Origin of the sequence: Arthrobacter yangruifuii (assembly GCF_009192775.1) — a bacterium.
In the GTDB taxonomy this organism is placed as follows: Bacteria; Actinomycetota; Actinomycetes; order Actinomycetales; family Micrococcaceae; genus Arthrobacter_B; species Arthrobacter_B yangruifuii.
Genome location: NZ_VTFX01000005.1, coordinates 1 through 11834, shown reverse-complemented (window position 1 = coordinate 11834; position 11834 = coordinate 1). Strand labels below are relative to the sequence as shown.

Sequence of the window (11834 nt, the reverse complement as noted above, 5' to 3'; positions counted from 1 at the left end):
CTCGGCCCCATTAGTTTCATTTGAAAATATCTCATACAGAAACTACCGAGGCTACGACATCACGTCAACGCCCGTGCATCATCGATTCCCCCGGACCTTGGGAACGCTTGGGACGGGGCTGGCTCTCCCCCGGCGAAAGCCAGCTCCGGGAAGTTGGTCGCCAGATCTGCGTTCGCATCCACCAGATCGTTCTTGATCGAATCAATCAGGAACGGCGGATGTCCTCCGCCCGGAGTCGGGTTCTCCACGAACGTGATGTCCACTTTCAGCAGCCCCTTGAGCACGCCCTCGGCGTTGCCGTGGTCAGTCAGGGAGACGAGGACCGTCAGGTCGTAACTGGAGCGCGGAAGCTGAGTTTGCAGAACCGTGCGCTGTGCGCAAATGCCGCGGTATTGCTCCCGCCGACACTCTATCGGCATACAGCTGCGGCCGGCGCCGCCAGTCCGTCGGCCGCTTTGGTTCATCGCGCAGAGCTAGGATAAGTGGCCACAGAGCTCCATCCGCCGACCGGAATCGAGGCAGGATATTGGATCGCAAATTACTCAATCGAATTGGCCCGCCAATATTGTTCCTGATTGCAGTCTTTGTTCATGCTGTCGTCCTTGGCGGAACGATAAGTCTCATGCAGCTGCTCATCACAGCCCTGGTTATCGTCCTCGTGTGGGCTGCTTCTGATCGCCTCATAAAGCGGAAACGCCCATGAAGGCCATCCGGTCCGTGTTCGGGGGTCTGGGTCCTGGCTTCGACAGGCCATAGAAAAACCCCTCCCGATCGGACGTTTCGCCTGATCAGAAGGGGTTTGTCGGAGCCCCCTGCCGGATTCGAACCGGCGACCCCCTGTTTACAAGACAGGTGCTCTGGCCAACTGAGCTAAGGGGGCGCGGGGCCTGGGAAAAACCAGACCCGCAACGCCGCCGTCGTCCGCCTGAAGAAACAGGTTCGAACAAACAGCGCTAGACAAGATTAGCCCAGAGCGCCCGCCCCCGTGAAACTGAACTGTTCCACGGGGCACGGGCTCAGGGCCAAGCGGGACTTACTTGTTCGCGTCGATCGCGCTCTGGACGGTCTCCGCGAAGGTGTTCAGGTCCGCTTCGGCGCCGTTGACGTAGGCCGTCGGGGTGCCGCTAATGCCGTCCACGCGGGCCAGCTGGTCCGCATACTTCACGAACGGGCGGTAGGTATCGTCGTCGATGCAGTCTTCAATGCCGTCGGTGTCGGCGCCCGCGGACTTGGCCATGTCCACCAGTCCGGCGTTTTTGACTTCACCGGAGGCGTGCTGGGCGAAGATGGCCTTCATGAAGTCCCAGTAGGACTCGGGGCTTTCCGCTGCGACGCACGCGGCCGCGTTGGCGCCGCGGGAGGAGTAGTTGGTGGGCGAGTTTCGGTCCAGGAACGCCACCGTGCGGTACTCATAGGTGATTTCCCCGGCATCCAGCCACTGGGCAATCTGGTCATCGAACTGCGCTGCAAAGTCCGCGCAGTGCACGCAGTTGATGTCCACATATTCCACTATCGGAATGGGCTGGCCCTTCTCCGCTGCGACAACACCCGGCGGAACCGGGGTCTCCTCCGCAGCCTCCTCCGGGGCGGGGGGCAGCGTCTCGGTGTCGATGTCGAAGCTTTCAGTGGGCTCCAGCGCGCTGGTGGACGTCAGCGTAAAGCCGCCGTACTGGTTGGCATTGGCCGGCGACGGTCCGGTACTGGCCACATTCCGGTTCATGCTGCTGAACACAATCACGGCCACGATCGCGATGAGCGCAACAATGGCAACCACCACACCCCAGATCACCAGGAGACGGTTGCGCCGGTCCTTCTTCTGCTGGGCTTGACGCATTGCGCGTGCCTGCTCGCGGGCAGCGGCAGTGCGCTCCGCCTTAGTGGGCTTGGGATTCCGGTCAGTCATCATTCCTCATGTCTCTCAACGCGGGCCACGTGTGACGGGGCCGTTCGGCTCATCACCAGTGTAGGCGGAACGGCGTCCGCCGCCGTCAGACCGCCGCCCGGGGACGGTACAAAGTTTCACCGCTTCGCTAGAGTGGCAATATACGGCCAACCAACAAAGGGGTACCATTCGTGAACGCTGACGCGGAGCCGAGTTCCAAGGACGAAGCTTCAGGCAACTACGGCGATTTTGATTTCATCGTCGTATCCAACCGGCTTCCTGTTGACAGGATCAGCGGAGCCGACGGCGACACCTGGCGCAGGTCCCCGGGCGGGCTGGTCACGGCGCTGGCTCCCGTGATGGGCAAAGCCGACGGCGCGTGGGTGGGCTGGCCCGGATCCCCGGACGAGGAGCTGGAGCCGTTCGACCACGACAACATGCACCTCAAGCCGGTGCCGCTGAGCACCGACGAGGTTGAACTCTATTACGAGGGCTTCTCCAACACGACGCTGTGGCCGCTTTACCACGACGTCATCGCCACCCCGGAGTTCCACCGCACCTGGTGGGATGCCTACCGCACCGTCAACCGCCGGTTTGCCGACGCCGCCGCCTCGGTCGCCGCGAAGGGCGCCACTGTCTGGGTGCAGGATTACCAGCTGCAGCTGGTCCCCCAGCTGCTGCGTCAGGCCCGCCCCGACCTGAAGATCGGCTTCTTCAACCACATTCCCTTCCCGCCGCTGGAGATCTTCGCCCAGCTGCCGTGGCGCCGGAACATTATCGAAGGGCTCCTCGGCGCGGACCTGATCGGGTTCCAGCGCCCCTCGGACGCCAGCAACTTCCTGCGCTGCGTGCGCCGTTTCGCCGGATACACCATCCGCCAGCAGCAGGTAAACGTCACGACCGAAGACGGCCTGTCCTATGTTTCCCGGGCCGAGGCGTTCCCCATTTCCATCGACGCCGCCCAGATCGCAGAACTGGCGCAGCGCGAGGACGTGATTGAGCGTTCCAAGCAGATCCGCCGCGAACTGGGCAACCCGGACACCGTGCTGCTGGGCGTGGACCGGCTGGATTACACCAAGGGCATCAGCCACCGGCTCAAGGCCTACGGAGAACTGCTGGAAGACGGCCGGATCACGGTGGAAAACGCCGCCATGATCCAGGTTGCCAGTCCCTCCCGCGAGCGCGTGGAACAGTACCGGCTGCTGCGCGAGGAAGTGGAAGGCACCGTGGGACGCATCAGCGGCACCTATGACACCATTTCCAACACTGCCCTGCGCTACCTGCACCACAGCTACCCCGTGGAGGAAATGGTGGCGCTCTACCTTGCGGCGGACGTCATGCTCGTCACCGCACTGCGGGACGGCATGAACTTGGTCGCGAAGGAATATGTGGCCGCCCGCACCGGCAACACCGGCACTCTGGTGCTCTCCGAATTCACCGGCGCGGCGGACCAGCTGCGCCAGGCCGTACTGGTCAACCCGCATGACATTGACGGCTTGAAGGCCGCCATCCTCACGGCCATCAACATGCCAGCACGGGAAGCCAGCCGACGGATGCGCCTAATGCGCCGGCAGGTGCTGCAGAACGACGTCGAGCGCTGGTCCCGGAACTTCCTGGAGGCCCTCGACCAGGATCAGGACCGGGATCAAAGCCAGAACCAGGATCCGGACCGGGAAAGGGAACAGTGATGGGTGCGCTGGACGCCGAACTGCAGGCCGCACTGGAGTCCCTGGCGGGCACCGGACGGCTTTTGGTGGCGCTGGACTTTGACGGCGTACTCTCCCCGCTCGTGGAGCATGCCGAGGATGCCCGTCCGCTGGACGGATCGGCAGCCGCTGTCCGCGCCCTTGCCGCCCTGCCGGAGACGGTCACCGCGTTCATTTCCGGACGCGCGCTGGACAGCCTGCGCACCGTTGCCTCCCCGGAACCCGAAACTCTGCTGATCGGCAGCCACGGCGCCGAGACCTGGACGGGCCCCAACCAGGAGCCGCTGCAGCTGACCGCAGAACAGGCCGAGCTGCTGGCACGCGCCCGCGCTGCGGTGGAATCCGTGGTTGCCCGGCACCCGGGATGCCGGCTGGAGGACAAGCCCGCCGGCGTCGTGTTGCACACCCGGAGCGTGACGGGACCGGTGGCCGCCGCTGCGACGGAGGATGCGCGCCGGGAACTCGGCCAGCTCGACGGCGTGCACGTCACCGACGGCAAGTCCGTCCTGGAAGCCTCCGTGATTTCCACCAACAAGGGTGAGGGCATCCGCGCCCTGCGCGGGCTGACCGGCGCCACCGCCGTGCTCTTCGCCGGAGATGATGTCACCGATGAACGTGGCTTCGAAGCCCTTGCACCGGGTGACGTCGGCATCAAGGTCGGCGAAGGAACCACTGCCGCGGACTATCGGGTGGAATCCCCCGAAGCGTTCACCGCGGTGCTGGCCGAACTTGCACGGCTGCGCACCGCCGCCGTCATCGGTTAACCCGGGGCGCCGGGCCCGCGTCTGCACCGGGAAACGTGTGCAATACTGTCCCCGTGAGCCGCGTCACATGCGATAGATGTGCCGCGGTACGCAACCCAACTCAATAGCTCTCCATTCACAACGGATCGTCGGGCACGTACCTGCCCGTGAAGGGAAATACCATGGCAACGGTAACGTTTGACCAGGCAACTCGCCTCTACCCGGGGACGGAACGCCCCGCAGTAGACAACCTCAGCCTCGAAATCGCCGACGGCGAATTCCTGGTTCTCGTCGGCCCCTCGGGCTGTGGAAAATCCACCTCGCTGCGGATGCTCGCAGGCCTCGAAGACGTCGACTCCGGGCGGATCCTCATCGGTGACCGTGACGTCACTGACGTTCCGCCCAAGGACCGCGACATCGCTATGGTTTTCCAGAACTATGCGCTGTACCCGCACATGTCCGTGGCGGACAACATGGGCTTCGCCCTCAAGATCGCCGGCATCGGCAAGGAAGAGCGCATGGAGCGCGTCCGTGAGGCCGCGAAACTGCTGGACCTCGAGGACTTCCTGGACCGGAAGCCGAAGGCACTCTCCGGCGGTCAGCGCCAGCGCGTTGCCATGGGCCGGGCAATTGTCCGCAACCCGCAGGTCTTCCTGATGGATGAGCCGCTTTCCAACCTGGATGCCAAGCTGCGCGTGCAGACCCGCACCCAGATTGCCTCCCTGACCCGCCGCCTCGGCGTCACCACGGTCTACGTCACCCATGACCAGGTCGAGGCCATGACCATGGGTGACCGCGTGGCCGTGCTGAAGGACGGGGTCCTGCAGCAGGTCGACACCCCGCGGAACCTCTACGACCACCCCCGGAACGTGTTTGTGGCCGGCTTCATCGGTTCCCCGGCCATGAACCTGCTGGAGCTGCCGGTGGTGGACGGCGGCGTCGCCTTCGGCGGAGCGGTGTACCCGGTGGAAAGCGCTGTGCTGGGCGCTGCAGCGGGCAATACCGTCACGCTGGGTGTCCGTCCCGAGGACTTGGAAACCGTCCCTGAAGGCGAGGGCCTGCGCGTCGAGGTGGATGTGGTTGAAGAACTGGGAGCAGACGCCTACGTTTACGGCCACAGCACCATCGACGGCAAAGACCACGACATGGTGGTCCGTGTGGACGGCCGGCGCCCGCCGCTGAAGGGCGACACCCTCCACGTCCGCCCGCAGAAGGGCCACGTCCACCTGTTCGACACCTCCAGCGGGGAACGGCTGGCAGAACAGGCCTGATCCAAACCGCAAATGTGGTGGCTCCCCGGCTCAACTAGACTTTAAAGGTGGGGAGCCACCGCTTTTTCGCTTAATGCATGCCTGAGATGTAAGGGTTTTCGCCTATGACAGACGCCTTACCTGCCAACTGGCAGAACGAACCCACGGACTGGGAGCAGACGGGTAAGCTGCCCCGGACCACCCGTTCCTCCACCAACCGGATCAACACGCTGGGGTCGCTGAACATCACGGCTGCCTCCATGGATCCGGCCCTGCTGGACCTGCCCTGGCACATCCCGCTCGAGGACTGGCCCAAGGAGAACCTGGCCGCCCTCCCCCGCGGCATTTCCCGCCATGTGGTCCGCTTTGCCCGGCTGAACAATTCGCTCATAGCCATCAAGGAAACCAGCGAACACGTAGCGCGGCAGGAATACCACATGCTGCGCAAACTCCGTCGCCTGAATGTTCCCGCAGTGGCTCCGGTGGCGGTGATTACCGGCCGCACGGACCCCTCGGGGGAAGAACTGCAGCCGGTGCTGGTCACCCGGCACCTGCGGTTCTCTCTGCCTTACCGCGCCGTCTTCTCCCAGACCCTGCGTGAAGTCACCCTGACCCGCCTGATCGACGCCCAGGCGCTTTTGCTGGTCCGCCTTCATCTCGCCGGTTTCTACTGGGGTGACGTCTCCCTGTCCAACACCCTCTTCCGGCGGGATGCCGGCGCATTCGCCGCCTACCTCGTGGACGCGGAGACCGGAGAGCTTTACCCCGAGCTGTCCAACGGCCAGCGCGAGTACGATCTGGAGATCGCCCGGGTCAACATTGCCGGTGAATTGATGGATCTGGCCGAGGGCGGTCTGGTGGAGGAATCCGTGGACCCCCTGTCCACCAGCGAACGGATCATGGACAGCTACCGCCGGCTGTGGGCGGAGCTGACCGAGCAGGAGTCCTTCGGCATGGCGGACCGCTGGCGCGTGGACGCGCGTATCCGCCGCCTGAATGACCTGGGGTTCGACGTCGACGAACTCAGTATCAGCACCACCCCAGACGGGACGCAGGTCCAGTTGCAGCCCAAGGTCGTCGACGCCGGGCACCATCAGCGCAGGCTGCTGCGCCTGACCGGAATCGATGCCCAGGAGAACCAGGCCAGGCGGCTGCTCAATGACCTCGATTCATACCGGGTGACCAACCATCCGGAACTCGATGAAGAGCTCAGCGCGCATCTATGGGTGACCCAGGTCTTCGAACCCATCGTCAAGGCCGTGCCCCGGGATCTGGGCAGCAAGCTGGAGGCTGCCGAAGTGGTGCACGAGGTCCTCGAGCACCGCTGGTATATGTCCGAGAAGGCCAACCACAACGTGCCCATGGCCGAGGCAGTGCAGTCCTACATGGACAACATCCTTCGCCACCGGCGCGACGAAGCTGCGATCCTGCTCAGCACCGATACCCGGACCATGAACATCCTGGACGCAGGAGGAGCCCCGGCCTAAGGCCGGAGCTCCTCGGATGGGGCGCGGAAGCGGTCAGTAGCTGTAGCTACTGCTGCTGCTCATGATCGCGATCATGATGAAGATGAAGAAAACCACCCCGACGAGGGTCCCCAGCCCGCCGATGATAATGCCGGCTACGGCCGGGACGTTGCCCATCCCTGCTTTGCGGGACTGGTTCAGGCCGATAATGCTCAGGACCAGGCCCACCACGGAGATAAAGAAGGACGTGATAAGGCCGGCAATGCCCATGGCCTGCCCGGGGTTCACCTGCGGCTGGGGGTAGCCGTCCTGGCCGTAGGCGGGGTAACCCGCCGGCTGGCTGTAGGCCGATGCGTCCTGGCCGTAACCCGGATAGGCGGCCTGCTGCCCGTAGGGGTTAGCCTCGGGCTGGCTGTCCTGCTGCTGCCCGTAAGGGTTAGCCTCGGGCTGGCTGTAGGGGTTAGCCTCAGGCTGGCTGTAGGGGTTAGCCTCAGGCTGGCTGTCCTGCTGCTGCCCGTAGGAGGGGTACGCGGTGGTCTCCTGTTCCTCTGGGGTGCCGGAGGCGGGAGCGGACCCGTACTGGCCGCTGTCCGAAGAAGTCTTGTCGTTGCCGGCAGGGTCTGCCCCTGGCTGCCACTCTGGTCGGTTCTCTGACACGCGAATATCCCCCTGAAGAAAAATGGTTAGCACGGCCGGGACGAGTGATCGATCAACCGCGCAACGCCAATGTGACGTACACCAATCCTATACAAGCCCGGCTGCCGGTGCCATAAGCGTGGAAAACCCCTCGCCTGCCTTTCAGGGCGTGTCCAGGATCTCCTGTGATCTCCGCTGCAGTTGTCATCCGGGCAGGGGCTGGAGCCGTTAAATGGAAGTGTAGGTTCGATAGATCTGTGGAAGGAAAGACGCTCCGAATGGTCGAAGACTTGGCTACCGTTTCCGGACGGGCCCACCTGCGTGTGATCCCCGTCCATGAACCGTCGGCCCGCCGCGACTGGTGGCGGTCTTCGGTGATTTACCAGATCTACCCCCGCTCGTTCCGTGATCTGCGCGGCGACGGCGTCGGAGATCTGCAGGGCATTACCGCGGAAATACCTGCCCTCGCCGATCTCGAGATCGACGCCGTCTGGCTCTCCCCGTTTTACCGCTCTCCGCAGAAGGATGCCGGCTACGACGTCGCCGATTACTGCTCCGTTGATCCCCTCTTCGGCGATCTGGACGACTTCGATGCGCTGATTGCCCAGGCTTCCCGCCATAAGATCCGCGTCATCGTGGATCTGGTTCCCAACCACTGCTCCGACCAGCACCGCCTCTTCCAGGAGGCCCTGGCCTCCCCGGCCGGTTCCCCGGCCAGGGACATGTTTATTTTCCGGGACGGCACCGGTGAGCATGGAGAGAATCCGCCGAACAACTGGCAGTCCCACTTCGGCGGCCCGGCCTGGACCCGGATCACCGAACCCGACGGTACTCCCGGGCAGTGGTACCTGCACCTGTTCGATACGTCCCAGCCGGACTTCAACTGGGACTGCCCCGCCGTGCACGCCGAATTCGAAAAAATCCTTCGGTTCTGGCTGGACCGGGGCGTCGGCGGGTTCCGGGTGGACGTTGCCCACGCGCTGATCAAGAAATCCGGTCTTCCGGACTGGGGCGGCCGTGCCGACGGATCCTCCTCCGAGGGCTATCCCGGGGTTGAAGCACCCATGTTCGGCCAGCCGGGCATTCATGACATCTACCGGTCCTGGCGGAAAATCCTGGACTCCTATGACGGTGAACGGGTGCTCTGTGCCGAAGCCACCATCGACCCGGTGGAGCGCCTGAGCGACTGGGTCCGCCCGGACGAGATGCACCAGACCTTCAACTTCGCCTACCTGCACCATCCCTGGGACGCGCCGGCCCTGCGGAAGGTCATTGAGTCTTCCCTGCGTGCGTTCGACAGAGTGGGGGCTCCGACCACCTGGGTCCTGTCCAATCACGACGTCGTCCGGCACACCAGCCGTTTCGGCCTGACGGGCGCCGGGCCCCGGAGCGGGGACGGGCTGGGGCCGCAGGACGAACAGCCCAACCTCGAACTCGGCCTCGTCCGGGGCCGCGCCGCAACCCTGCTGATGCTGGCCCTGCCCGGCGGTGTTTATCTTTACCAGGGCGAGGAGCTAGGCCTCCCGGACCACACACTGCTCCCGGATGAGTTCCGCCAGGACCCCACGTTCCACCGCACCGCAGGCGTCCGGGTGGGCCGTGACGGAAACCGGGTTCCCCTGCCGTGGAAAGCGAACCTGCCCAGCTACGGCTTCAGCTCGACGGGCGAGAGCTGGCTTCCGCAGCCGCCGATCTGGGGGAAGCACTCCCGCGACATTGAGCGCCGTAATCCCGACTCCACCCTGAACCTCTACCGCAACGCCCTCGCCCTCCGCCGGGAGCTCCGTCTGGGCGACGGTTCATTGGCATGGTGGCCGGAGCACGACGACGAGGGGCTGGTCGCCTTTGTCAACGGCGGTGTGCTCGTGGCCATCAACATGGGCGAAGCGCCGGTGCAGCTGCCCGATCTCCCGCTCCTGCTGGGCAGTGCGGCAGATGCCCTTGAGGGCAGCCGGCTGCGGCCCAACCGTACGGTCTGGCTCCGGCTGGATTAGCGGGGTCCGGCTGAATTAGCGGGGTCCGGCTGGATTAGCGGGTCCACCGCCGGGAATGGCCTTCCCGGGGTTCAGGATGCCGCCGGGATCGAACACGGCTTTCACCCTCCGCTGCAGCTCGAGCACCTCTGCCCGCTGTTCCTGCGGCAGCCAGCGCAGCTTGAACTGCCCGATGCCGTGTTCGCCCGTGATGGTTCCGCCCAGGGACAGTGCCACGGTGATGGACTCATCCAGGGCGGCATCCAGGCGCTTTCGGGCGCCGTCGTCGGCAGCCTGCACCCAGAAGGTGGGATGCAGGTTGCCGTCTCCGGCATGGGCAACCACCCTGAGGCGAACCCGGTGCCGTTCGGCCATCCGTTCAAGCTCGGCAACGTAGCGCACCAGCGCAGAGCGTGGAACGGCAACGTCCTCCCCCACCCGGAACTCGTGGGCCGTTGCGTCGCCACGGCTGTGCCGGCGCAGCTCCACCAGCCTGCCGGCTTCCGCCGAGCCTTCCGTACTCACTGTTCCCCCCAAGCCAGCCAGCACCCGGCGCACGACGCCGGCCTCGGCGTCGGCCCCGAACCCGTCCGTCTGGATGAGCAGCAGGGCGTTGCCGCGGGTCCGGAGGTTGCTTCCGTGGGTGCCGTCCAGCGCGTCGAGCGTGGCCCCGTCCAGCAACTCCATGATGGCCGGTTGGACTCGTGCTGCGCCGACCGCCAGGACCCCGGCAGCCGCCGTCGGAAAATCGGGAAAGAAGGCCGCAATGGTCCGCACGGCCACGGGCAGGTACCGCAGCCGCACGGTGATACTGACGATAATTCCCAAGGTGCCTTCGGAGCCGGTGAACAGGCCGGTGAGGTCGTAGCCCGCTACCCCCTTGAAGGTGCGATGTCCGGTGCTGATCAGCGAGCCGTCGGCCAGGACCACCTCCAGCGCCAGGACGGAGTCGCGTGTCACCCCGTACTTCGCACAGCGAAGTCCTCCGGCATTGGTGGCCACGTTCCCGCCGATGGTGGAGATCCGGTAGCTGGCCGGGTCCGGGGCATACATTAACCCGTGGGGCGCCGCCGCCGCATTGAGATCGGCGTTGATCACCCCGGGTTCGACGACGGCGATCTCGTCCTGCGCATTGAGTTCAAGAATGCGGTTCATTCGGTCCAGACAGAGGACGATGCAGCCGCCCGTCGCATGGGCACCGCCCGACACTCCGGTACCGGCTCCGCGGGGCACCACGGCGGTACCCGTCGCCGACGCCCAGCGCATCACCTCCTGGACACCGCGGACGCTTGTGGGCCAAACCACCGCCAACGGCTCCGCGTAGTCCAGCACGGGACCTCGGTCTGCGGCAAAGGCAGCCAGGACCTCCGGTGCCGTTTCCACCAGCCGGTCCGGGCCGGTGAGAGTCAGGCTGTGCCCCGCGTTCACGGACATGGGCTACCGAGCGCCCATAAAGCGCGCGTAGCGCTCCAGGATCTGCTCCCATTCGCTCTGGAGCCGGTCATATTCGCGTGCCGCGTCCGCGAGCCGGTCCAAGCCCGAGTGGCGCAGGGTGACCAGGGTGGAGCCGTCTGCTGCAGGAGCGAAATCCACCCGGACCTCGGTGGGGAACCGCGGGTCCTGCCCGGCCACCCATTCCAGCTCCAGCAACGTGTTCGGCTCCCGGGTGCGCACCGTTGCCCATACCGCCATTTCGCCATCGGGACCGGTCTCGGTAAGTACCCCGCCCTCAAACTCGGCGTGCGTTCCCTCCCCGAAATCCGTCAGGTCCTCCGGCCACCAAAGGTGCAGGTAGTCGGTGAAGCCGTTGAACGCTTCCTCGGGATCGCGGGGAACCTGACGGGTGGCCACCACGTCGGGAACGGACGCGCCGGCACCAGGCGTCCCCTCATCCGGATCCGGAGCTGCGGCATGGGAAAACAGGGAAGCACTCATGATTCCCAGCCTACCGGCCTGCCCGAAGAGAGCGGGCTGCCGGCCTGGTTAAACAGGAAAGGCCCGCACCGACACCGGTACAGGCACATCCTGTGGGTTAAACAGGTCAGGCCCCGCACATGGTGCGGGGCCTGACCCTCTCAACAAAAATTGTCCGGCGGTGACCTACTCTCCCACATCCTCCCGGATGCAGTACCATCGGCGCTGTGGGTCTTAGCTTCCGGGTTCGGAATGGGACCGGGC

10 protein-coding genes, 1 tRNA gene and 1 rRNA gene are annotated in these 11834 nt (G+C 65.1%); 5 read left to right on the top strand and 7 right to left on the bottom strand.

The genetic code is table 11. The features are described from left to right. Nucleotides 1–59: 59 nt before the first annotated feature. The 3 genes from GD627_RS11005 to GD627_RS10995 all read right to left on the bottom strand — a co-directional run bounded on the left by GD627_RS11005 (nt 60) and on the right by GD627_RS10995 (nt 1903). A complete protein-coding gene (locus GD627_RS11005) occupies nt 60–464 on the bottom strand; it encodes a hypothetical protein (protein WP_194266035.1) in 405 nt (134 codons plus the stop codon). A 342-nt stretch (nt 465–806) separates the two neighbouring features. Continuing rightward, a tRNA-Thr gene (locus GD627_RS11000) sits at nt 807–880 on the bottom strand. Between the two features lie 153 nt (nt 881–1033). Beyond that, nucleotides 1034–1903 carry a DsbA family protein gene (locus GD627_RS10995; RefSeq protein WP_186764313.1) on the bottom strand — a complete coding sequence of 290 codons (870 nt, stop codon included), beginning with the start codon at nt 1901–1903 and terminating at the stop codon, nt 1034–1036. A 170-nt stretch (nt 1904–2073) separates the two neighbouring features. Here GD627_RS10995 and GD627_RS10990 point away from each other — a divergent pair, with 170 nt between their 5' ends. From GD627_RS10990 to GD627_RS10975, 4 genes are all read left to right on the top strand, one after another. Further along, on the top strand, nt 2074–3570 hold the full coding sequence (locus GD627_RS10990; RefSeq protein ID WP_152272544.1) for an alpha,alpha-trehalose-phosphate synthase (UDP-forming): 1497 nt from the start codon (nt 2074–2076) through the stop codon (nt 3568–3570). Then, a complete protein-coding gene (gene otsB, locus GD627_RS10985) occupies nt 3570–4352 on the top strand; it encodes a trehalose-phosphatase (RefSeq protein WP_246165451.1) in 783 nt (260 codons plus the stop codon). The genes GD627_RS10990 and otsB overlap by 1 nt, the downstream gene beginning before the upstream one ends. Nucleotides 4353–4513: 161 nt before the next feature. After that, nucleotides 4514–5602, top strand: a complete 1089-nt coding sequence (locus GD627_RS10980) for an ABC transporter ATP-binding protein (RefSeq protein WP_146363084.1) — start codon at nt 4514–4516, stop codon at nt 5600–5602. A 104-nt stretch (nt 5603–5706) separates the two neighbouring features. Next, nucleotides 5707–7068 (top strand): DUF4032 domain-containing protein, encoded by a 1362-nt coding sequence (locus tag GD627_RS10975; RefSeq protein ID WP_152272542.1) that lies wholly within the window; start codon nt 5707–5709, stop codon nt 7066–7068. A gap of 33 nt (nt 7069–7101) precedes the next feature. On the opposite strand, the gene GD627_RS10970 is transcribed toward GD627_RS10975, so the two are convergent. Then, on the bottom strand, nt 7102–7704 hold the full coding sequence (locus GD627_RS10970) for a hypothetical protein (RefSeq protein ID WP_152272541.1): 603 nt from the start codon (nt 7702–7704) through the stop codon (nt 7102–7104). 257 nt (nt 7705–7961) lie between these two features. Here GD627_RS10970 and GD627_RS10965 point away from each other — a divergent pair, with 257 nt between their 5' ends. Continuing rightward, nucleotides 7962–9677 (top strand): glycoside hydrolase family 13 protein, encoded by a 1716-nt coding sequence (locus GD627_RS10965; protein WP_152272540.1) that lies wholly within the window; start codon nt 7962–7964, stop codon nt 9675–9677. A 15-nt stretch (nt 9678–9692) separates the two neighbouring features. On the opposite strand, the gene GD627_RS10960 is transcribed toward GD627_RS10965, so the two are convergent. From GD627_RS10960 to rrf, 3 genes are all read right to left on the bottom strand, one after another. Further along, nucleotides 9693–11090: an FAD-binding oxidoreductase gene (locus tag GD627_RS10960; RefSeq protein WP_152272539.1), complete on the bottom strand. Its 1398-nt coding sequence runs from the start codon at nt 11088–11090 to the stop codon at nt 9693–9695. Between the two features lie 3 nt (nt 11091–11093). Continuing rightward, nucleotides 11094–11591, bottom strand: a complete 498-nt coding sequence (locus tag GD627_RS10955; protein ID WP_152272538.1) for an SRPBCC family protein — start codon at nt 11589–11591, stop codon at nt 11094–11096. 152 nt (nt 11592–11743) lie between these two features. Further along, nucleotides 11744–11834, bottom strand: a 5S ribosomal RNA gene (gene rrf, locus GD627_RS10950); the annotation flags it as partial.